The sequence below is a fragment of the Lichenihabitans psoromatis genome (assembly GCF_004323635.1).
GTDB lineage: Bacteria > Pseudomonadota > Alphaproteobacteria > Rhizobiales > Beijerinckiaceae > Lichenihabitans > Lichenihabitans psoromatis.
Window position 1 is genome coordinate 4592149 of sequence record NZ_CP036515.1, and the last position, 21018, is coordinate 4613166.

At 63.5% G+C, this 21018-nt stretch carries 19 protein-coding genes; 14 read left to right on the top strand and 5 right to left on the bottom strand.

What is annotated here, in order from left to right:
- Window positions 1-47: 47 nt before the first annotated feature.
- Together EY713_RS21370 and EY713_RS21375 are read right to left on the bottom strand one after the other, a co-directional pair.
- Complete coding sequence (locus tag EY713_RS21370) at window positions 48-518, bottom strand: CVNH domain-containing protein (protein ID WP_131118981.1); 471 nt, start codon at window positions 516-518, stop codon at window positions 48-50.
- Window positions 519-580: 62 nt separating this feature from the next.
- Window positions 581-2203, bottom strand: coding sequence for a B12-binding domain-containing radical SAM protein (locus tag EY713_RS21375; RefSeq protein WP_131118982.1), 1623 nt, complete (start codon window positions 2201-2203; stop codon window positions 581-583).
- Between the two features lie 192 nt (window positions 2204-2395).
- On the opposite strand from EY713_RS21375, the gene upp reads away from it, so the two are divergent.
- The 12 genes from upp (at window position 2396) to EY713_RS21435 (ending at window position 15215) form a co-directional block, all read left to right on the top strand.
- Window positions 2396-3037 carry a uracil phosphoribosyltransferase gene (upp, locus tag EY713_RS21380; RefSeq protein WP_131118983.1) on the top strand — a complete coding sequence of 214 codons (642 nt, stop codon included), beginning with the start codon at window positions 2396-2398 and terminating at the stop codon, window positions 3035-3037.
- 150 nt (window positions 3038-3187) lie between these two features.
- A complete protein-coding gene (locus tag EY713_RS21385) occupies window positions 3188-4132 on the top strand; it encodes a sugar-binding protein (RefSeq protein ID WP_131118984.1) in 945 nt (314 codons plus the stop codon).
- Window positions 4133-4231: 99 nt separating this feature from the next.
- Window positions 4232-5737 (top strand): sugar ABC transporter ATP-binding protein, encoded by a 1506-nt coding sequence (locus tag EY713_RS21390; RefSeq protein ID WP_131118985.1) that lies wholly within the window; start codon window positions 4232-4234, stop codon window positions 5735-5737.
- A gap of 9 nt (window positions 5738-5746) precedes the next feature.
- A complete protein-coding gene (locus EY713_RS21395) occupies window positions 5747-6754 on the top strand; it encodes an ABC transporter permease (protein ID WP_131118986.1) in 1008 nt (335 codons plus the stop codon).
- Between the two features lie 143 nt (window positions 6755-6897).
- Window positions 6898-7905, top strand: a complete 1008-nt coding sequence (locus EY713_RS21400) for a BMP family lipoprotein (RefSeq protein ID WP_131118988.1) — start codon at window positions 6898-6900, stop codon at window positions 7903-7905.
- Window positions 7906-7944: 39 nt separating this feature from the next.
- Complete coding sequence (locus tag EY713_RS21405) at window positions 7945-9516, top strand: ABC transporter ATP-binding protein (RefSeq protein WP_131118990.1); 1572 nt, start codon at window positions 7945-7947, stop codon at window positions 9514-9516.
- The gene (locus EY713_RS21410; RefSeq protein WP_131118992.1) at window positions 9513-10709 is read left to right on the top strand and encodes an ABC transporter permease; all 1197 of its coding nucleotides are present in this window, start codon (window positions 9513-9515) and stop codon (window positions 10707-10709) included. Before EY713_RS21405 ends, EY713_RS21410 begins: the two co-directional genes overlap by 4 nt.
- Complete coding sequence (locus EY713_RS21415; protein ID WP_131118994.1) at window positions 10709-11686, top strand: ABC transporter permease; 978 nt, start codon at window positions 10709-10711, stop codon at window positions 11684-11686. Before EY713_RS21410 ends, EY713_RS21415 begins: the two co-directional genes overlap by 1 nt.
- Window positions 11686-12096, top strand: a complete 411-nt coding sequence (locus tag EY713_RS21420; RefSeq protein WP_131118996.1) for a cytidine deaminase — start codon at window positions 11686-11688, stop codon at window positions 12094-12096. Before EY713_RS21415 ends, EY713_RS21420 begins: the two co-directional genes overlap by 1 nt.
- The gene (locus EY713_RS21425; RefSeq protein WP_131118998.1) at window positions 12093-12920 is read left to right on the top strand and encodes a purine-nucleoside phosphorylase; all 828 of its coding nucleotides are present in this window, start codon (window positions 12093-12095) and stop codon (window positions 12918-12920) included. The genes EY713_RS21420 and EY713_RS21425 overlap by 4 nt, the downstream gene beginning before the upstream one ends.
- 2 nt (window positions 12921-12922) lie before the next feature.
- The gene (gene deoA / locus EY713_RS21430) at window positions 12923-14236 is read left to right on the top strand and encodes a thymidine phosphorylase (protein WP_131119000.1); all 1314 of its coding nucleotides are present in this window, start codon (window positions 12923-12925) and stop codon (window positions 14234-14236) included.
- 10 nt (window positions 14237-14246) lie between these two features.
- The gene (locus EY713_RS21435) at window positions 14247-15215 is read left to right on the top strand and encodes a 2-hydroxyacid dehydrogenase (RefSeq protein WP_245572827.1); all 969 of its coding nucleotides are present in this window, start codon (window positions 14247-14249) and stop codon (window positions 15213-15215) included.
- 24 nt (window positions 15216-15239) lie between these two features.
- Here EY713_RS21435 and EY713_RS21440 read toward each other — a convergent pair whose 3' ends face one another.
- The 3 genes from EY713_RS21440 to EY713_RS21450 all read right to left on the bottom strand — a co-directional run bounded on the left by EY713_RS21440 (window position 15240) and on the right by EY713_RS21450 (window position 18109).
- Window positions 15240-16094: a C40 family peptidase gene (locus EY713_RS21440; protein WP_131119002.1), complete on the bottom strand. Its 855-nt coding sequence runs from the start codon at window positions 16092-16094 to the stop codon at window positions 15240-15242.
- The gene (locus EY713_RS21445; RefSeq protein WP_131119004.1) at window positions 16091-17470 is read right to left on the bottom strand and encodes a leucyl aminopeptidase family protein; all 1380 of its coding nucleotides are present in this window, start codon (window positions 17468-17470) and stop codon (window positions 16091-16093) included. Before EY713_RS21445 ends, EY713_RS21440 begins: the two co-directional genes overlap by 4 nt.
- Before the next feature lie 84 nt (window positions 17471-17554).
- Window positions 17555-18109 carry an invasion associated locus B family protein gene (locus EY713_RS21450; RefSeq protein ID WP_131119006.1) on the bottom strand — a complete coding sequence of 185 codons (555 nt, stop codon included), beginning with the start codon at window positions 18107-18109 and terminating at the stop codon, window positions 17555-17557.
- Window positions 18110-18424: 315 nt separating this feature from the next.
- Between EY713_RS21450 and coxB the strand changes: the two genes are divergently transcribed.
- Window positions 18425-19294 (top strand): cytochrome c oxidase subunit II, encoded by an 870-nt coding sequence (coxB, locus tag EY713_RS21455; RefSeq protein WP_131119008.1) that lies wholly within the window; start codon window positions 18425-18427, stop codon window positions 19292-19294.
- A 52-nt stretch (window positions 19295-19346) separates the two neighbouring features.
- Window positions 19347-21014 (top strand): cytochrome c oxidase subunit I, encoded by a 1668-nt coding sequence (gene ctaD, locus EY713_RS21460; protein ID WP_131119010.1) that lies wholly within the window; start codon window positions 19347-19349, stop codon window positions 21012-21014.
- Window positions 21015-21018: the final 4 nt, after the last annotated feature.

Here is a 21018-nt window from a genome sequence, read left to right on the forward strand (position 1 = left end):
CCGCTCTAAGGCGACATCCCAGGTTTGACCCGGGATGTTTTCAGCCCTCATTCGTCGTCGGGTTGATAGTAGCGGCGCGGGCGGCGAGGGGCATAATCGTCGTCGTTCGGGCGCGGCTGACCATAGCCGTAACCCTGCGGTTGCCCATAACCACCACGACCCGGCTGCACATAGTCCGAATCTTGGTTGCGACGGCGCCCACCGCCATCATAGCCACCGTCGTTGCCATTATCGCCGTAGCCGTTGTTTCTCGACCGACCACCCGGGGCAGCGGAGCCCTGAACATTGCCGCAGGCCAGACGTCCGTAGGAGTTGGCGACGCCCTGGCCGCGGCAGCGACCCAGATCCAGCGTCGAACGCACCGTGCCGCCACCTGGCACCTTGCAATCCGCCGTGAGTGAGTTGCCGTCTTGCTGCACGTTACGGCAGGACTGCTGATAGCTGCCCGATACCTGAGCCGATGCGCCGCCAAGCGGCAAGAGGCACAAGACCGGTAAGGCCAACCAAAGTTTCGTCATGCGTTCACCTGCGTTTGACTAAGAAGCTTAGCTTGAACGCCGCAATACACGAATTCGTTCGATCAGGCTGATCGCTGCAGATCGTTCACCGAAACAGACGAGGCATTCGCCGCCTCTTTGGCGCTCGCCTTCGCGGCATAGAAGGAGGCGTTATGCTCGCCGCGCAGCGCCTCTCGCGTGAAGCGGATCAGGTGATGGCAGACGAAACCCATGTTGAAGATCGCTTCGATCTGCCCCTTCTTGGCCGCGTGCCAAGCCGAGCGCCAGAACTCTCCCCGATAGTCGGATTTCACGCCGATCTGCCAAATGATGTTCTTGCCCATGATGAACGCACGACGCAGGTTCGAACGAGTCAGCTTGCCGCGCGCCGGCGTCTTCATCCGGTTGCCGTAAGTATGATCCATTTGATAGCGGAACCGTGCGAAGATGTTTTCAGGCGCATAGGCATGCGCGATCGCCCGACGCCAACTGGCTACCACCTCATCATGGGGCCGAAGGAAGCGGACGTTGGACTCGAGCGATGGATCGTTGACGAGCCGATTTTCCTTCGTGAGCCGATCCCATAGCGGCGTCTTGGGCAGTGCCTGAAGAAGATTGATGGTCAGCACCGGAACGGCGGACCGATCGACGAATTCCTTGAGGAGGTTCTCGGACGCGTCGGTCTCCGTATCGAGCCCGAGAATGATGCCGGAGGTCACCTCCAGCCCGTAATCGTTCAAGGTCTTGATCGCGCCCATCATGGGGACGGCGTTGTTGTGATCCTTGGCGATCGACTTGAGCGCATCGAGTTCGGGCGTCTCGATCCCCACGAAGACGGTGAAGAACCCCGCCTCACGCATCAACTCGAGAATGTCAGTCTGCTTGGCGATGTTCAGCGTCGCTTCGCAGGCAAATTGCAACGGATAGGCATGTTTCTTCTGCCACGCGACGAGATGCGGCAGCATGTCCTTCGTGGCCTTGCGATTACCGATAAAATTGTCGTCGACGAAATAGATTACGGCCGGATGCGACGGTTGCGCGATGAACGCGTCGAGTTCCGCCAATAACTGCTCGACCGATTTTAGGCGAGGCTGCCGCCCATAGAGGGCCGGGATATCGCAAAACTCGCATCGATACGGGCAGCCGCTCGAAAATTGCAGCGATCCGAGCAGGTACTTCTTGAGCGGCAGCGCCGAATAGGACGGCAGTGGAAAATCGCTGAGCGGCGTCCGGTCCTTGGTCTCTAGTATGATTTGAGAGGCCGGCGGCGTTACATCCGCGTCGAGGATCTCGACCAAGCGGTCGGTCGCGTCGCCGAGTTCGCCGATGTGCAGATAGTCGAAAAAGGCATATTTTTCGGGTGCGGCCGAAGCGGACGACCCGCCAAGCGCCGTGACCTTGCCGTGCCGCTTGGCGCGCTCATGGATGTCGCGGATCTGCGGCTCCTGCACATGCATGCCGCTGACGAACACCGCGTCGGCCCATGCGAAATCCTCATCAGTGGCGGCGCGAAGATTTTCGTCGATGAACCGCATCGACCAGCGCTCGGGCAGGTAGGCCGCGATGACCAGGAGCCCTTGGGGCGGCATGAACGCCTGGACGTTCATCAAGGAATAGGCACCCGAGAACGTGCCGAAGGAGGGAGTATAAGCCGGGAAAACGCACAAAATGCGCCTCTCGCGGGTCACAGGGACGGTGCAGCGCAAACGGTCACTCCTTCGACGCGGCGTGGCGTATGTTGATTTTGCACAGATTACCACGAAACGGGTGAATTGTTGCGCCGCCGCGCGCACAATCGAACTTGTCGCGGTGGGCCTGAGGGTCGATACAGCCTCTCAACAGGGGAACGCGCGAGCCGCCCGTCGCAGCAATCCAGGTCGAGTTTCGAGGAGTTGAAAATGCCAGACGTTCCCGAAGGCGTGCACGTCGTCGACCATCCGCTCGTTCAGCATAAGCTGACGCTTATGCGGACGGCCTCGCGCTCGACCAAAGGCTTTCGGCAATTGCTGAACGAGATCGGTATGCTGCTCTGCTACGAAGTGACGCGCGATCTGCCGGTCGAGTATGTCGACGTCGAAACGCCGATCACCACCATGAAAGCCCCGATGATCGCGGGCAAAAAGCTGGTTTTCGCGCCAATCCTGCGGGCTGGCGTCGGCTTTCTCGACGGGATGCTCGACCTCGTCCCCTCGGCCCGCGTGGCCCATATCGGCCTCTATCGTGACCCCGAAACCCTGCAGGCCGTCGAATATTACTTCAAGGCGCCGACCGATCTTGCCGAGCGTCTGACCATCATCATGGACCCGATGCTGGCGACCGCCAATTCGGCCACGGCCGCGATCGAACGCCTGAAGGCGCGCGGCGCCAAGGACATCCGCTTCGTGTGCCTGCTGGCGGCGCCCGAGGGGATCGCAAAGCTCCGCGCCGAACATCCAGACGTGTTGATCTGGACGGCCGCGATCGACAGTCACCTCAATGACCACGGCTATATCGTGCCGGGACTTGGCGATGCCGGCGACCGCATGTTCGGCACGCGCTAGACATCACCGGCGGCGCCGATCGCGAGCGATTCCTCAACCCACGGTCGAAATCGACATGGCTGCTATGCGCCGAGGCTAGCCAAGCGTCTCGGACGTGCTAATAGTAAGATGATCGGCGAAAGATCGATCATCAACTTGGTGGGAGGAACTATGCGAAACCTCGTCCTCGCGGGCGTTGCGGCCGCGTTGCTTTGCTCGACGGCGCAGGCCGCGGACAAAAAAGCTCTTGTGTTCGTCGTGAACGGCGCTTCCGATTTTTGGAAGTCGGCCGAAGCGGGCGTCAAGAAGGCGCAAGCGGAACTGCCGAACTATACGCTCTCGCTCAAATATCCGGAGCAATCCTCCGCCGCCATCCAGAACCGTCTGCTAGACGATCTCCTGGCCAATGGCACGGCCGGCATCATGGTCAGCGCGGTCGACCCCAAGACGCAGACAGAGGAACTCAACAAGGTCGCGAGCCAGGCCGTGCTGTTCACGACCGATAGCGACGCGCCCTCCACCAAGCGCATTGCTTATATCGGGTCGAGCAACGTCGAGGCCGGCAAGCAGGCTGGCGAGTTGATGAAGAAGGCGTTGCCGAACGGCGGCAAGTGCATGGGCTTCGTGGGTCTGCCCGGCGCCGATAATGCGCGTGAGCGCGTCGAAGGCATCAAGGCCGGCATCGCGGGCACCAAGATCACCATGGTGGACGTGCGCGCCGACGACATCGATCAGGCGCGCGCCAAGCGCAATGTAGAGGATACGTTGACCGCCAACCCAGACATCAACTGCATGGTGGGCATCTATTCCTACAACACGCCGCAGATCTATCAGGCCTTGAAAGAGGGCGGCAAGCTCGGTCAGATCACCGTCATCGGCTTCGACGAGGATCCGATCACGCTCGGCGGCGTCAAGGAAGGCACGATCGCCGGCACCGTCGTGCAGCAGCCCTACGAGTGGGGCTATCAGGGCATGAAGGATATGGCCAAGGTCATCGAGGGAGACTCCTCGGTTGTTCCGGCCGGAAAGCTGATGATCATCCCGACCAAGCTCATCGAGAAAGACAATGTCGATGCGTTCTGGGCGGAACTGAAGCAGCGCCAAGGCCGCAAGTAAGCGCGTCACCCGTGGGTTGACACGGGGATCGTTCCTCTGGGCTACCGACGTCGCGACGTGGGTGGTCCGGAGGAGCGCTTCAAGGACCGTAGGACACCGATGCCCGAGCCTCTGCTGCAACTCCTGAATGTCAGCAAGACCTATCCCGGCGTTCGCGCCCTCAAGGATGTCAGCTTCCACATCGATCCCGGCGAAGTGGTCGGTTTGATCGGCGAGAACGGGGCGGGCAAGAGCACGCTGATGAAGATTCTCGGCGGCGTCGTCGAGCCGAGCGCCGGCACCATCAGGGTCGAGGGCCGTGATCACGCCGCCATGACGGTCAGCCAGTCGCTGGCCTCCGGCATTGCCTTCGTGCATCAGGAACTCAACCTGTTCGACAATCTCGATGCGGCCGCCAACGTCTTCATCGGGCGAGAGCCGCGTTACGGCGGCCCGCTGCGCCTGATCGATCGTCGCGCCTTGCACAAAGCCGTGACGCCGCTTTTGAAGCGGCTTGGCTGCGATTTCGCGGCTGACACGCCTGTCGCGGACCTGTCGTTGGCGCAATGCCAGATGCTCGAAATCGTGAAAGCGCTGTCGCTCGAGGCGCGCGTCATCATCATGGACGAGCCGACGTCGAGCCTAACCATGACCGAGACCAACAAGCTGCTCGAGGTCGTGGCCGACCTCAAGGCCAGCGGGGTCGCCGTCATCTTCATTTCGCATCGCCTCAATGAGATCGAGCGGTGCGCCGACCGCGTGGTCGTGCTGCGCGACGGCGAGGTGGTGGGCACGCTGCAGCGGGGCGCCATTCGCCACGACACGATGATTCGTATGATGATCGGGCGGGACCTCAAGACGCTCTACACGCCGCCCGCCGGTGCGCCCGGCAATGCGGTTGTCCAGCTCGTCGGGCTGACGACCCCCGCCTATCCGGGCCGTCCCGTCACGCTCGATTTCAGAGCTGGCGAAATCCTCGGTCTCGGCGGCCTTGTCGGAGCCGGCCGCACCGAACTCGCTCGCGTCGTCTTCGGCATCGATCCGCCCGGCGCGGGCGCCATCCGCATGGCCGGGCAAGCGATCAAGATCCGGTCTCCGCGCGACGCGATCGACCGCGGCATCTATCTGGTGCCGGAAGACCGCAAAAAATCCGGCCTGATCCTCGAGGATTCGATCACCGAGAACATCTCGCTCGCAAGCCTCTTGCGATTTTCCCGCGCCACGCTCGTGAGCGGCGCGGCGGAACAGCGCAACGCGGAGGCGCAATCGCGCTCGCTCCGCATCAAGACCCCCACGGTCGCGACGCGGGCCGGCTCGCTGTCGGGCGGCAACCAGCAAAAGGTGGTGCTCGGCAAGTGGCTGTCGATGCAGCCGAAACTGATGATCTTCGATGAGCCGACGCGTGGCATCGACGTCGGATCGAAGAGCGAAATCTATGCGCTGATGCGAAAGCTCGCCGATAGTGGCGTCGCGATTTTGATGATCTCCAGCGACATGGAGGAGGTCATCGGGGTCAGCGATCGTGTCGCCGTCATGCACGAAGGCGCGATCGCCGGCGTCCTCGGCCGCGATCAGCTCAGCGAACAAAACCTCATGCAACTCGCGGTCGGCAACGCGCTCAACTGAGACCCAATCATGCTCAAGAAAGATCTCGGTCTCCTCATCCTCATCCTCGTGGTGGGTGCCGTCGTGGCCTTCATCAATCCACGCTTCATCTCGCCCATCAACCTGTCCAACACCGCGAATCTGATCGGCCTCTACGGCTTGTTCTCGATCGGCGAAGGTTTCGTGATCATCACGGGCGGCATCGATCTCTCGATCGGCTCCGTCTTCGCCCTATTCGGGGTCGTGTTCATCACGCTGCTGACGAGCTACGGCATGAACTGGGTCTTGGCCGTTGTGCTGATGATCGCGGCCGGCGCGCTGCTTGGTCTATTCCACGGCTTTCTCATCACGCGGATGCGGCTACAACCCTTCGTCGTCACGCTTTGCGGCCTGCTGATCTACCGGGGCGTCGCGCGCTATTATACCGACGACGGAACAGCGGGTTTCGACTTCGGCCAGAGCTTCCCGACACTGGAATGGCTGACGACCGGCCGCGTCTATGGTGTGCCCAACAGCTTCACGGTCTTCGTCATTCTGGCGCTCGTCATGGCCGTGGTGCTGCATCGCTCCGTCTTCGGCCGTTATCTTTTCGCGGTCGGCAAGAACGAGGAAGCCGCGCGCTATTCAGGCATCAACACTCGCGCCGTGATCGTCGCCGCCTATGTGATCTGCAGCGCCTTGGCGGGACTCTCGTCGATCTATTTTGCCATGTATACGCGGTCGATTTCGCCCGCCAGCCACGGCAATTTCTACGAACTCTATGGCATCGCGGCGGCGGTGCTGGGCGGCTGCTCGCTGCGTGGCGGCGAAGGCTCGATCCTGGGCATCGCGCTCGGTGCGGTTCTGCTCCAGATCCTTCAGAATCTCGTCAATCTGCTCGGTATTCCATCATCGCTGAATTTTGCCGTCATGGGGACCGTGATCCTGATCGGCGTCTTGGCGGATGGGCAGTTGGAGCGGTTTCGCCGGTTCCGGGCCAGCAAGCCCGCCGCGCCGGTCGCGGCCGCGCCGCAGCCGCAATTGGGTCACGAGGGGTAGTGACCCCCTGCCGATCCATCAGGTGGGAAGGGGCATAAATCCTGCTTGGCCGAGGATGGTGCGTCATGCCATGTTGCCACCGCACGGGAGCCGACTTTTCGCATCGGCCGCCTGGGACGAGTTTATCTGAGGAGCGTTGATCGATGATGGTTCGGACTGCCCTGCAATCGCTTCTCTTTGGTGCCGGTCTCACCGCGCTCGTCGCAGCCTCCGCGCTCGCTGCCGACGTCAAGCCGGCGATCGTCTATGATCTCGGTGGCAAGTTCGACAAATCCTTCAACGAAGGCGTGTTGCACGGAGCCGAGCGTTTCAAGCAAGAAACCGGCATCGACTTCCGCGATTTCGAAATCACCAACGATGCGCAGCGCGAGCAGGCTCTCCGCCGCTTTGCGCGTGACGGCTTCAACCCGATCGTCGCGGTCGGCTTCAGCCAGGAAAGCGCCGTCGAGAAGGTCGCGGCCGAGTTCCCGAACTCGAAGTTTGCGATCATCGACTCGGTCGTCAAATTGCCGAATGTCCAATCGATCGTGTTCAAGGAGCAGGAAGGCTCGTTCATCGTCGGGCTTTTGGCCGCCAAGGCCTCGAAGACCGGCAAAGTCGGCTTCGTGGGCGGCATGGACATTCCGCTGATCCGTCGCTTCGCCTGCGGCTATGTGCAGGGCGTGAAATATGCCAACCCGCAAGCCGAAGTGTTCCAGAACATGACCGGTACGACCGGCGATGCCTGGAAAGATCCGGTCAAGGGTGGCGAACTCGCCAAGTCGCAGATCGATCGTGGCGCTGATGTCGTTTATCACGCGGCTGGCGGCACCGGCGTCGGCGTGCTCCGGGCTGCGGCGGACGCCGGCAAACTCGGCATCGGCGTCGATTCCGACCAGGATGGCTTGTTCCCCGGCAAAGTGCTGACCTCGATGCTGAAGCGCGTCGACAATGCCACCTACAAGACCTTCATGGACGCCAAAGCCGGCACGTGGGCTCCCGGCATTCAGGCTCTGGGCCTCAAGGAGAATGGCGTCGGCTATTCGGAGGATGAGTATAACAAGGCGTTGATCTCGGCCGACATGAAGGCCGCCGCATCGGCAGCATCCGCCGACATCATCTCGGGCAAGATCGAGGTGCACGACTATATGGCCGATTCGAAGTGCCCCTGAACCGGGGTCTCGGTCCTCGCATCGCGAAGCCGGTCGGCGATGGAGCCGGCCAGCCGGAGCGCTAGCTTGACGACGCCAGCGATCGAATTGCGCGCCATCAACAAAAGCTTCGGCACGGTTCAGGCCAACCGCGACGTCAATCTGCTGGTCCAAGCCGGGTCGATCCACGGCATCGTCGGCGAAAACGGGGCCGGCAAGTCGACCCTCATGTCGATCCTCTACGGCTTCTACGAGGCCGATAGCGGCACCATCCTGATTGGCGACAAGCCGGTCAGGATCGCCTCATCGCGCGACGCGATCGCGCAAGGCATCGGCATGGTTCACCAGCATTTCATGCTGGTCGATAGCTTGACCGTCCTCGACAATGTGATGCTGGGGGCCGAAGGCGGCGCCCTGGTGGCCAAGGGCGCCGCGCGAATTCGCGGAAAACTGGCCGAACTGGCACGCGACTACGGCCTGGTGGTCGACCCCGACGCTCTCGTGGGTGATCTTGGCGTCGGCTTGCAACAGCGCGTCGAAATCCTGAAGGCCCTGGTGCGCGGCGCTCAAGTGCTGATCCTCGACGAACCGACCGCCGTGCTGACCCCGCCCGAGGCCGACCAGCTCTTCGCCATGCTCGACACGTTGCGGCGCGAGGGCAAGACGGTGGTGTTCATCACCCATAAGCTGCGCGAGATCATGCACATCACCGATCGGGTGTCGGTGATGCGGCGCGGCGAAATCGTGCTGACGACCGAAACATCCGCGACCTCTCCGCCAGCGCTGGCCGACGCCATGGTGGGCCGACGCGTGCTGCTCACGGTCGATAAGACGCCGTCTCGTCCGGGGCCGGCTCGGCTCGAGGTGCGCGACATCGTTGTGATGGGCGACAATGGCGTGCCGCTGGTCGACCACGTGTCGTTCACGTTGCGCGGCGGCGAGATCACCGGACTGGCCGGCGTGGCCGGCAACGGCCAATCGGAACTGCTCGAAGCGCTGGCCGGCATCCGACCGATCGCCTCCGGCGAGGTTTTGATCGACGGCAAGCGGGTCGATCCTGCCGCCCTCAACCCCAAGGCCATGCGGGCGCTCGGGGTCAGCCACATTCCGGAGGACCGGCACCGGATGGGGCTCGTCATGTCATTCGAGGCCAGCGAAAGCGCCATCCTCGGTTTCCATCAGGACCCGATGTATGGCGCCGGCCCCTGGCTGTCGCGGGCCAGGGTCGTGGCCGATCTCGCCCGCAAGATGCTGGCCTATGACGTCCGCCCGCCGTTACCACGGCTCAAGACTGCGAATTTTTCCGGCGGCAACCAGCAGAAGATCGTGCTGGCGCGGGAGATGGAGCGGGACCCCGGAATCGTGCTGGCCGGCCAACCGACCCGCGGGGTCGATATCGGCGCCATTGAATTCATCCATAAGCGCCTCGTCGCGCTCCGCGACGCCGGCAAGGCCGTCCTGGTGGTGTCGGTAGAACTCGACGAAATCATGGCTCTATCGGACAAGATCATCGTGCTTTGCGGCGGCAAGCTGACCGGCGAGCGGACCCCCTCGCCCGATCGGCATGAGGGTGAAACCCTGGTCGGCGAACTCGGCCTGTTGATGGCCGGCGTGACGGACCGCGCCGCATGAGCCAGCCGATCGCCCTGCCCCGTTGGGCCGATCTCGTTCTCGTGCCGCTTCTCAGTGTCGTCACGGCCTTCATCGTCGCGGCCCTGGTGGTGCTCGCGATCGGGGTCGACCCTTGGGCCGCGACCGTCAGCATGGTGCAGGGCAGTCTCGGCACGCCTGAAGGCATCGGCTTCACGCTCTACTACACGACGGACTTCATCTTCACGGGGCTGGCGGTCGCGCTCGCGTTCCAGGCGGGGCTTTTCAACATCGGGGCGGAGGGTCAAGCCTATATGGGCGGGCTCGGGGCGGCGCTCGTCTGCCTGAACGGCGGGTCGCTCCCATCCTGGCTGCTGATCCCGCTCGGCATCATCGGCGCGGGCGTATTCGGGGGCTTGTGGGCCTATATTCCCGGCCTGCTCCAAGCCAAGCGCGGTAGCCACATCGTCATCACGACCATCATGTTCAACTGGCTGGCCACGACCCTGATGGCCTACCTCCTGGTCAACACGCTGCGGGAGCCGACATCCATGCAGCCCGGCACGGCACGGTTTCCAGCGGCCTCGATCATCCCCTCGGTGCAGTCGGTCCTCGCCGGTTTCGGCATCACCACGGTCGAGACGCCCCTCAACCTCTCGTTCGTGCTGGCTCTGGCCTGTGCGGTCGCATTGTGGATCTTCGTCTGGCGCACCCGCACCGGCTATGAGATCCGCACCGTCGGCCAGAACGCGACGGCGGCGGTCTATGGCGGGATCGCACCTTCGCGCATCATCGTCTTGACCATGGCGCTATCGGGCGTGCTGGCCTCCGGCGTCGCCGTCAACGAGATCATGGGCGTCCAAAATCGGCTGCTGCTGGAGTTCACGGCCGGCTACGGCTTCGTCGGCATCGCGGTGGCGCTGATGGGCCGCGCTCATCCGGTCGGCGTCGTGCTGGCGAGCTTGCTGTTCGGCATCCTCTACCAGGGAGGAGCGGAACTCGCCTTCGATCAGCCGAAGATCACGCGCGACATGATCGTGGTGATCCAGGGCCTCGTCGTCTTGTTTGCCGGCGCGCTCGAAGGCTTATTCCGCCGCCCGCTTGCCTCGATGTTCGCGGGTCTGCTGCCGGCGCGGCAACCGCCCACCGGTCCGTCGACGCCTCCGGCGTTTCTCGAACCCGCCTCCGAGGAGGCAGAACCCGCTGTGGCACAACCTGGCGCGGGCGTGATCTGATGCAGGATCTCGCCACCACCATCGCGCTTGTTCTATCCTCCAGCGTCCGGCTCGCGGTGCCGCTGATCTTCGCCAGCCTCGCGGGTCTCTGGTCCGAGCGGGCGGGCGTCGTCGATATCGGTCTCGAAGGCAAGATGCTGGTGGCGGCCTTTGCGGCCGCCACGACTGCGAGCGAGACCGGCAATGCGTGGCTCGGTCTGCTGGCCGGCATCGTGGCGTCGGTGGCGTTCGGTCTCGTGCATGGGTTTGCGGCAATCGATCAGCGCGGCAATCAGATCGTCTCGGGCGCGGCCATCAACCTCGTGGCGGCTGGGCTGACGGCGCTGCTCGGCAATGCCTGGTTCGGCGAAGGCGGCAGAACCCCACAGCTCGACCTCCCGGCGTCGCGCTTCACCCCGATCGTTTGGCCCGGCGCCGACACCATCGCGACTGTGCCGATCCTCGGGCCGGTCTACCATGATCTCATCTCGGGCCACGATATCCTGACCTATCTGGCATTTCTAACCGTACCGCTGACCGCCTTCATGCTCTACCGGACTCGGTTTGGCCTGCGGCTGCGGGCGACAGGCGAAAACCCGGCCGCCGTCGATACGGCCGGTATCTCGGTGCGGCAGCTGCGCTACGGCGGCGTGATCATCTGCGGCATCCTCTGCGGCTTCGCCGGCACGTATCTGTCGGTGTCGCAGGCCGCGGGCTTCTTGCCGCAGATGACAGCCGGCAAAGGCTATATCGCCCTTGCCGCCATGGTGTTCGCCAAATGGCGGCCGATTCCCGCGCTCCTGACCTGTTTGCTGTTCGGTTTTCTCGACGCAATCTCGATCCGGCTGCAGGGCGTCGTGATCCCGAATGTCGGCGAGATCCCGGTCCAAGCCATCCAATCCCTGCCCTATCTGCTCACGGTCATCCTGCTGGCCGGTTTCGTCGGTCGGGCCATTCCGCCCAAAGCCTCGGGCATTCCCTATGTGAAGGAGCGGTGATGACCGTCATCGACGACCTCTTCGCGGCCGCCCTCGCGGCTCAGATCCGCGCCCATGCGCCCTATTCGCGGTTTCGCGTGGGTGCGGCCATCCGGTCCTCATCCGGCACGCTCTACAGCGGCTGCAACGTCGAAAATGCCGCCTACCCGGTCGGCTCCTGTGCCGAGGCCGGAGCGATCTCGGCTATGGTGGCGGGCGGCGATACGGCGATCGGCGAAATCCTCATCGTCGGCGATGGCGACCATTTAGTAACACCCTGCGGCGCATGCCGGCAGCGGATCCGGGAATTCGCGACGCCTGCGACGCCGATCCATATCGCCGGGCCCGAGGGCCTGCGCCAGAGTTTCACGCTCGAGGCGTTGCTGCCGCACTCGTTCGGCCCCGATAATCTGACCAAGGTCACGCCATGACGACCGACAGTCTTCGCGCGCTGGCGGTGTTGCGCGAGCGCGGTGTGACGCAACCGCTCGATCTAGGCATCGTGCTCGGGACGGGCCTCGGCTCGATCGCCGACGAGCTCACGGACGCGATCGTCGTGCCTTATGCCGATCTCCCGGGGTTTCCTTCGGGCCACGTGTCGGGCCATGTCGGACAACTCGCGATCGGCCGCCTCGGCGGATTGCCGGTCGCGATCATGCAAGGCCGCGCCCATTACTACGAATCCGGCAATCCGGCCGCTATGGCGAGCCCGTTGCGGACCTTGGCGGCGCTCGGGGTCGGAACCATGGTGCTCACCAATTCGGCCGGGTCGGTTCAGCCGGGTTGGACGCCCGGCACCCTGGCGCTCATCGCCGACCACATCAACGTCTCGGGCCTTAATCCGCTGATCGGCGCGACGGCGGACGATCGGTTCGTGCCGCTCGCTAATGCCTATGATGCAGACCTGCGATCGATGCTGCGGGCCGTTGCTATCGAGGCGCGGATCGAGCCGCTCCACGAAGGCACCTACATGTGGTTCGCGGGGCCATCGTTCGAGACACCGGCGGAGGTGCGGGTCGCCAAACTGCTCGGGGCCGATCTCGTCGGCATGTCGACGGTGCCGGAGACGATCCTGGCGCGACAATTAGGATTGCGGGTCGCCGCCGTCTCGGTGATCACCAATTTTGCGACCGGTGTCTCGGGAGGCGACCCGAATCACGCCGAAACCAAAGTGGTCGCGCGGCTCGGGTCGGATGCGCTGCGGCGGCTCACGCGGGGGCTGGCCGAGCGGTTGAGCCAAATCAGGGCCGTATAGGAATGTTGCCGCAGGAGATCATCCGCAAGAAGCGCGACGGCCGTCGGCTCGATGCCGCCGAGATCACCGCCTTCATGCTCGGCTTGTCGTCGGGCGCTGTGACCGGCGAGCAGGCCGCCGCTTTCGCGATGGCGGTGTTTCTGCGCGGCATGGACCCGCCTGAAATCGTGGCGCTCACGGCCGCCATGACGGCCTCGGGTCGCACCCTGACGTGGAGCGACCTCGACTTGCCCGGTCCGGTGGTCGACAAACACTCGACCGGCGGCGTCGGCGACAATGTCAGCCTGATGCTCGCGCCACTGGTGGCGGCCTGCGGCGGCTTCGTGCCAATGATCTCGGGCCGGGGCCTCGGCCATAGCGGCGGCACGCTCGACAAGCTCGACAGTATTCCGGGCTACGATTGCACGCCGGACCTCGTCCGGTTTCGCAGCACGGTGCGGACCATCGGATGCGCGATCATCGGGCAGACGGCGGATCTGGCGCCGGCCGACCGCCACCTCTATGCGATCCGTGACGTGACCGCGACCGTCGAGTCTATTCCGCTCATCACGGCATCGATCCTGTCGAAGAAGATCGCGGCCGGCCTTGGTGCGCTCGTCATGGACGTCAAAACTGGGTCGGGCGCCTTCATGAGCGATCTCGCCTCGGCCCGGGCTCTCGCAACCAGCATCGTGGCGGTTGCGAACGGCGCCGGCTTGCCCACGACCGCGCTGATCACCGATATGAACGAGCCGCTCGCGAGCGCCGCCGGCAATGCGCTCGAGATCCACCACGCCATTCGATATCTGACAGGGGCGACACGCGAGACGCGGCTGCACGAGGTCGTCCTGGCACTCGGAAGCGAAATGCTGGTGACCAGCAAGATTGCCGGAAATCTGCCCGACGCGCGAGCGCGGCTCGAAGCGGCCTTGGCGAGCGGCCACGCCGCCGAGCGCTTTTCGCGCATGGTCGCGGCTCTCGGTGGCCCGCATGATCTCCTCAAGCGGCCAGGAGTACACCTCATCGATGCGCCCATACGCCTGAAGGTCATGGCGGCGCGATCCGGATATGTGCAGCATATCGAGACACGCGCGCTGGGGCTTGCGGTCGTGGCTCTGGGCGGCGGCCGCACCCGCCCCGGCGATGCCATCGATCATCGCGTCGGCTTCGACAGCCTTGCGCCGATCGGCGCAATCATGCCGGACATGCCGCTTGGCATCGTCCATGCAGCAGACGACGATCAGGCTGCCCATGCCGCAGAGGCGTTGCGGCGGGCCTATATGATCGGCGACCAACGACCGGCCCTCGCGGCTCCCGTGATCGAGCGCATCAGCTAAGGATTTGACGATGGACCAAGACGAACGCCACATCGTCGTCGTGGCAATGCCGGCGGGCGATGACCCGGGCACCTGGATCGAGGCCTTGCGGCCGCGTCTGCCGAACTTCGACGTGCTGTCCCTCGATGCGGCGACCGACACGGCCCGGGTCGCCTATGTGGTGGCATGGAAACATCCGCGCGGCGCACTCGCGCGGTTCCCAAACCTGAAGGCCGTGTTCTCGCTCGGTGCGGGCGTCGATCATCTGCTCAGCGACCCGGATCTCCCCGTCGCTTTGCCGATCGTCCGCGTCGTCGATCCGGATCTCACCAGCCGCATGAGCGAATGGGTGATGCTGCATGTGTTGATGCACCATCGTCAGCAACGCCTCTACGAGTGGCAGCAATTCGAAAAAATCTGGGCCGACGATGCCACGCAGCCAGCCGCCAAGGACGTGCGGGTCGGCATCATGGGGCTTGGCGTCATGGGGCAGGATTCCGCCCACAAGCTCGCGATGATGGGCTTCGACGTCGCTGGCTGGAGCCGCACGCCGAAGACGCTGCCCGGCATCGAGACATTCTCGGGCGATGCCGGGCTCGGCCCCTTCCTGGCCCGCACGCAGATCCTGGTCTCGTTGCTTCCGCTCACCTCGGCCACGCGCGGCATTCTCGATCTCGGCCTGTTCCGACAACTCGCACGCGATTCGCATGTCGGCGGTCCGGTGTTGATCAACGCCGGACGCGGCGGCCTTCAAAACGAAGCCGACATCCTGACGGCCCTCGACGAGGGGCTGCTCCGAGCCGCCACGCTCGACGTGTTCGAGACCGAACCGCTGCCGCAGACGTCAGAGTTCTGGCACCATCCCGCCGTCATGGTGACGCCGCATAATGCGGCGATCTCCAGCCCGCAGACGATTGCGGCCTTCATCGCGGATCAGATCGAAGCAGCCGAGGACGGCGAGCCCCTCGAGCACGTCGTCGATCGAAACGCCGAATATTGAGCGGTGCCGATTCGGCCGAACGGTCTATAATCGCCGAACGCTGGTGATCTCGCCGCTTCCGGCGGCCATGATCCGCGCCCGCGCGTCGGCGAGCGGCTCGGACGCTACCGTCATAGTGTGGCCGTTGGCATGCAGAAGCGTCATCGGGTTCCGCATGAGGCCGACATGACCCTTCCAGAAGACGAGATCGCCGCGCTTGAACGGGCCATTCAGATCGACGGGTGCGCCGAGGCTCCGTTCCTGCATGTCGCTGTCGCGAGGCGTTGGCCGGCCGGTTGAGGCCAGCGCAGTTTGGACAAGGCCGGAGCAATCGAGGCCCAGGCTGGTCTTGCCGCCCCACAGATAGGGCACACCGAGAAAGCGTTTCGCGACGTCCACGGCATCGCTCTCGAACTGATCGATTGGCCGCAGATGACCGGCCCAGATGTATCCACTCTCCACGGCCGCAAAGGCGCCAGCCCGTTCCTGCACCGCAACCTGCGACCCGAAGGCCAACACGCCATCGGCCGGCAACTTCATGTCCGGACCGGGATAGATGAAGCTCCGAAGCGCCGCGATCTTATGCGTGGCGGCCGCCGGAGCCGTGATGCCGAGCGCCACGGTCGGCAGCCACCCGACGTAGCCATCCTGTTCGGCCTGCCCCCAGGACCAGCCCTCGGCGTCGGTTTCATAGACCGTGAAAATTTCTCCGAAGAGCAATTCGGTGTCGAGAGAGAGATCGGGCCGGGGCTCGCGCCGGAGCGGCGTCGACGTGATCGCGACGGCGCGGCGCTCTCCCTCGACGAACCGGTCCGCCTCCACGGTCCCACGCAGATGCGCGGCCGCCAGATCCGGGCGGGCCGGGGTGATCCGTCGATCGACGCCCGCGGTGGCGCTCATGCCGGGTAGCGTGCGCTGAGGAGATCGAACAGCAACCGTGCCGTCTGCGTCTCGCCGCCCTCCGGTCGCCCAGGCTTGGTGGTGGGGTTCCAACCAAAGATATCGAAATGCACCCAAGCCGTATCAGGCTCGACGAAGCGGCGCAGGAACAGCGCCGCCGTGACCGACCCCGCGAAAGGACCTCCGGAAATATTATTGATCTCGCCGGTCTTCCCCTCGAGCAGCGCGTCATAGGGCGCCCAGAGCGGCATTCGCCAAACAGGATCGTGGGCCGCCTTGCCGCATCGGGCGATCTCATCCGCGAGCGCATCGTCGTCGGTATAGAACGGTGGCAGATCGGGCCCGAGCGCGACGCGCGCCGCCCCGGTCAGGGTCGCGAAATCGAGCAACAGGGCAGGACTTTCCTCGCAAGCCAGCGCCAGCGCATCGGCCAGGATCAACCGGCCTTCAGCATCGGTATTGCCGATCTCGACCGTCGGCCCCTTGCGGCTGCGATAGACGTCGCCCGGGCGGAACGCACTGGACGAAATGGCATTTTCGACAATCGGGACGATGACCCGCAGCCGGATTTTCAACCCGGCATCCATCACCATATGGGCGAGTGCCAAGGCGGTTGCCGCGCCACCCATATCCTTCTTCATCAGAGCCATACCGCTCTCGGGCTTGATATCGAGACCGCCGGTGTCGAACGTCACGCCTTTGCCGACCAGCGTGACCTTCGGGGCATCCATGGGCCCCCAGGCGAAATCGACCAGCCTCGGGTGTTCGGCGGCGGCCTGTCCGACCGCGTGGACGAGCGGGAAGCCGGTCCGCAGCATATCGCCACTGAACACCCGCACCTCTGCGCCGTGCCGCGTCGCAAGCGCGACGGCTGCGGCTTCGAGCGCCTCGGGTCCGAGATCGTTGGCCGGTGTATTGACGAGATCCCGCGCTAACGCGACAGCCTCGACGATTCGCTGCAGCCGCGCACCGTCTGTGCCGGTCGGCACGCAGAGCAGCGGACCATCGTCGGTGCGCGACTTATAGCGTGTGAACCGATAGGCCGACAGCGCCCATCCGAGGGCGGTCAAGCTCGGATCGGGCCAGCCGCCGACGAGTTGGTAGCGACCGGCGGGCAGCAGGGTCGATAAACGACCGGCGGCAAAGGGGTCAAAGCCCCGCGCCGTCGCGTCTACACTGCCGTAGAGCACACGCCCGATCGCCCCATCGGCTCCCGGCACAATGAGATGAGATCCGGGCTTCGCCGTGAAGCCAAGGGCCTGAGCAAAGCTTCGCTCGATCGGCTCCAGCGCGTCGGCGAACGCCGGCCACTTATCGGCCAGGACCGCATGGATCGGGATCGCCTCGGGGTCGGGCGCGGCGAAACTGGCGGGCATCGAACATCCTTTCGGCTCTCGCAGCGCTGTGGCGCGACCCTGCAGCTCCGCCCTTCAGCGCCGCGGCTCGTTTGACAGGGCCGCTTACGGAAGCGCCTCGAATCCTTCCTTGAAGCCGGCGAGCGTGAGCGGAATGCCGACACCCTCCTCCGGAGTCTGAAAGATGATGAATGTCGCGGTTGTGCCGGTCCGCAATTGGTCGATCAGTTTATCTTCCATGGTGACCTCCGCGATACAGCCGGTCGGCAGGCAACGCACGAATCCAGCACGCCCGATATCGACTTGGTCGACCTTGAGGCCCAGACCGGACGGCAGCAGGACGCCGAGCGGCGCCACCACGCGAAGCAGGCGGCTTTTTCCGTCGGCCGTCTTCAACACGATGACGACGATGCTGATATTCGGGCGATCCTCGGCCGCAACGCTCTGAATCAGCGCGCATTGCTCCTTGGCGGCGCCAGGGGGCGTCTCGCAGCGGGTTTCCCAGTCACCATGTTTGGCTTTGACGACGCCTTGGGCTGAGGCCGGGGTCAGGGCTCCAAAAGCGCTGAACACCAGCGCGACGGCCGCCAACCACACCACCCGGCGCCGTGAGGCCGGAACCGAGCCTTGAGTACCATCGACCATTGCGCTTCCCGTCATCCGAATCGCGGATCGCGACGATCCGCACCGGCGATCCGTTGCGCCACGATCCACGACGATGCCGATTGGCGTAGCAAATGACCGGGGGCTGTCAAGCGCAACTGGCTTTAAGCCGTCACCCTGCAGAGCCACAAAGGGAAAAGCCGACCTTTTCTTGACCGGCGAGCGCCGTAATGACGCACGAATGTGTTCCGACTAACATTGCGCTTGGTTCAGCTTTATGTTTTTGACAACATTCACGACCGACGCGGCGAACCGACGATCATCATCGACGGATTCGACGAACGACGCGGCGGCATGGGAGCGGCGATCTTTATGCGACGAACGTCAATCGGTTCGGTTCTATCCGCTGCCGCGTCATTGCTGGCGATTTCGAGCTTGGGAGCCTCCGCCTGGGCTGCTGGCATCGGCTACGCAGAGCCGGGACAGATCGGCTTTCAGGTCGGCGTCACGCCCATCGCAGATGAAATCCACTGGTTCCATGACGGTATCCTGATGCCGATTATCACGTTGATCTGCGTCTTCGTCGCGGTCCTGATCGGCATCTGCATGGTCCGTTTCAACGAAAAGGCTCATCCGGTCCCCTCGCGCACGACGCACAACACGCTGCTCGAGGTCGCCTGGACCGTGATCCCGGTTTTGTTGCTCGTCGTCATCGCGATCCCCTCGTTCCGCCTGCTGACCCACCAGCTCGTCATCCCAAAGGCGGATGTGACCATCAAGGCGACCGGGAAACAGTGGTATTGGTCGTATAGCTATCCAAAGGATCAGGCTGGCGGCTTTGATTTCGATTCGGCGCTGCTTCCGGACGATCAGTTGAAGGCGGGCGACATCCACCTCCTCTCGGTCGACAACGAAGCCGTCGTGCCGGTCAACAAGGTCGTTGCGGTTCAGGTGACCGGGGCGGACGTGATTCATTCCTTCGTCGTGCAGTCGCTGGGTATTCGGATCGATGCCGTACCGGGCCGCCTCAACGAAACGTGGTTCAAGGCCGATCGCGAAGGCATCTATTACGGCCAGTGCTCCAAGCTTTGCGGCAAGGATCATGCCTATATGCCGATCGCGGTGCGCGTCGTCAGCCAGCCGCAATATGATGCCTGGTTGCAGGACGCGAAGAAGAAATACGCCAGCAATGGAGGCCAGACTCTGACCTTCGCGGCGAATTCGCCAGCCACCGCCCAATAAGCCGACCACCTGCCCCGCTCAAGATAATCGACGATCGAGCCTCGAGGACATTATGGCCACCTCTGCAATCGCCACGCATGACGCGCCAGATCATCCGCATGGGTGGCGTCGGTACCTCTATTCGACCAACCACAAGGATATCGGGACCCTCTACCTGATCTTCGCCATTTTCGCGGGTTGCGTGGGTGGCGCGATCTCGATCCTGATGCGGATTCAGTTGATGAACCCGCATTGGCAGTTCATGGCGCATCTGGCGCAATGGATCGGCGAGGCGACCCCCGACAACGCGGTCGATGTCGGCAAGAATCTCTACAATGTCCAGATCACGACCCATGGCCTGATCATGATCTTCTTCATGGTGATGCCGGCGCTGATCGGCGGCTTCGGCAATTGGTTCGTGCCGTTGATGATCGGCGCGCCCGATATGGCCTTCCCGCGCCTGAACAACATTTCGTTTTGGCTGCTGCCTTTCTCGTTCATCCTGCTGATCATCTCGCTCCACGTCGAAGGCGCCCCCGGCATGAAGGGCTTCGGCGGAGGCTGGGTCATGTATCCGCCGCTGTCGTCCAATACGGGCCATCCGGGTCCCGCGATGGATTTCGTCATCCTGGCGCTTCACATGGCCGGCATCTCGTCGATCCTTGGCGCCATCAACTTCATCACGACCATCTTCAACATGCGCGCGCCGGGCATGACGCTGCATAAGATGCCGCTTTTCGCCTGGGGCATGCTGGTCACGGCTTTCCTGCTCGTTCTGTCGCTGCCTGTTCTAGCTGGCGCCATCACGATGCTGCTGACCGATCGGAATTTCGGCACCACCTTCTTCGATCCGGCCGGCGGCGGCGATCCGCTGCTGTTCCAGCATCTGTTCTGGTTCTTCGGCCATCCCGAAGTTTACATCATGATTCTGCCCGGCTTCGGGATTGTGAGCCACATCATCTCGACCTTCTCGCGCAAGCCGATCTTCGGTTATCTCGGCATGGCCTATGCCATGGTGGCGATTGGCGTGGTCGGCTTCGTCGTGTGGGCTCACCACATGTTCACGGTCGGCTTATCGCTGAACACACAGCGCTATTTCGTCTTTGCCACGATGGTGATCGCGGTGCCGACCGGGGTGAAGATCTTCTCCTGGATCGCGACAATGTGGGGCGGTTCGATCTCGTTCCGCACGCCGATGCTCTGGGCTGTCGGCTTCATCATGCTGTTCACGATTGGCGGCGTGACGGGCGTGGTCTTGGCGAATGCAGGCGTCGATCGCGCGCTGCACGAGACCTATTATGTCGTGGCCCACTTCCATTATGTGCTGTCGCTTGGCGCGGTCTTCGCGCTCTTCGCCGGCTTCTATTACTGGTTCCCGAAAATGTCGGGCTACATGTATAATGAGACGCTCGGCAAGACGCATTTCTGGCTGATGTTCATCGGCGTCAACTTGACCTTCTTCCCGCAGCATTTTCTGGGTCTAGCCGGTATGCCGCGTCGTTATGTCGACTATCCGGATGCTTATGCGCTGTGGAACGAGGTGTCGTCGGTTGGAGCATTCCTCTCGGGCGCGACCGTTATTCTGTTCCTCTATATCGTCTATGATGCCTTCGCGAAGAAGCGTGTCGCCGGCGACAACCCATGGGGTCCGGGCGCAACGACGCTGGAATGGACGCTGTCGTCACCGCCGCCGTTCCATCAGTTCAACACCCTGCCGCGTATCTCCGGTAGCGATCATTGAGCAG

What these genes read in the sequence shown, in the direction of transcription:
- coxB (WP_131119008.1), top strand. Translation starts at nt 18,425, where the DNA reads ATGCGACGAACGTCAATCGGTTCGGTTCTATCCGCTGCCGCGTCATTG.
- EY713_RS21445 (WP_131119004.1), bottom strand. Translation starts at nt 17,470, where the DNA reads ATGCCCGCCAGTTTCGCCGCGCCCGACCCCGAGGCGATCCCGATCCAT.
- EY713_RS21410 (WP_131118992.1), top strand. Translation starts at nt 9,513, where the DNA reads ATGAGCCAGCCGATCGCCCTGCCCCGTTGGGCCGATCTCGTTCTCGTG.
- EY713_RS21405 (WP_131118990.1), top strand. Translation starts at nt 7,945, where the DNA reads ATGGAGCCGGCCAGCCGGAGCGCTAGCTTGACGACGCCAGCGATCGAA.
- EY713_RS21395 (WP_131118986.1), top strand. Translation starts at nt 5,747, where the DNA reads ATGCTCAAGAAAGATCTCGGTCTCCTCATCCTCATCCTCGTGGTGGGT.
- EY713_RS21385 (WP_131118984.1), top strand. Translation starts at nt 3,188, where the DNA reads ATGCGAAACCTCGTCCTCGCGGGCGTTGCGGCCGCGTTGCTTTGCTCG.
- EY713_RS21415 (WP_131118994.1), top strand. Translation starts at nt 10,709, where the DNA reads ATGCAGGATCTCGCCACCACCATCGCGCTTGTTCTATCCTCCAGCGTC.
- EY713_RS21450 (WP_131119006.1), bottom strand. Translation starts at nt 18,109, where the DNA reads ATGACGGGAAGCGCAATGGTCGATGGTACTCAAGGCTCGGTTCCGGCC.
- upp (WP_131118983.1), top strand. Translation starts at nt 2,396, where the DNA reads ATGCCAGACGTTCCCGAAGGCGTGCACGTCGTCGACCATCCGCTCGTT.
- EY713_RS21420 (WP_131118996.1), top strand. Translation starts at nt 11,686, where the DNA reads ATGACCGTCATCGACGACCTCTTCGCGGCCGCCCTCGCGGCTCAGATC.
- deoA (WP_131119000.1), top strand. Translation starts at nt 12,923, where the DNA reads ATGTTGCCGCAGGAGATCATCCGCAAGAAGCGCGACGGCCGTCGGCTC.
- ctaD (WP_131119010.1), top strand. Translation starts at nt 19,347, where the DNA reads ATGGCCACCTCTGCAATCGCCACGCATGACGCGCCAGATCATCCGCAT.
- EY713_RS21440 (WP_131119002.1), bottom strand. Translation starts at nt 16,094, where the DNA reads ATGAGCGCCACCGCGGGCGTCGATCGACGGATCACCCCGGCCCGCCCG.
- EY713_RS21425 (WP_131118998.1), top strand. Translation starts at nt 12,093, where the DNA reads ATGACGACCGACAGTCTTCGCGCGCTGGCGGTGTTGCGCGAGCGCGGT.
- EY713_RS21400 (WP_131118988.1), top strand. Translation starts at nt 6,898, where the DNA reads ATGATGGTTCGGACTGCCCTGCAATCGCTTCTCTTTGGTGCCGGTCTC.
- EY713_RS21390 (WP_131118985.1), top strand. Translation starts at nt 4,232, where the DNA reads ATGCCCGAGCCTCTGCTGCAACTCCTGAATGTCAGCAAGACCTATCCC.
- EY713_RS21370 (WP_131118981.1), bottom strand. Translation starts at nt 518, where the DNA reads ATGACGAAACTTTGGTTGGCCTTACCGGTCTTGTGCCTCTTGCCGCTT.
- EY713_RS21435 (WP_245572827.1), top strand. Translation starts at nt 14,247, where the DNA reads ATGGACCAAGACGAACGCCACATCGTCGTCGTGGCAATGCCGGCGGGC.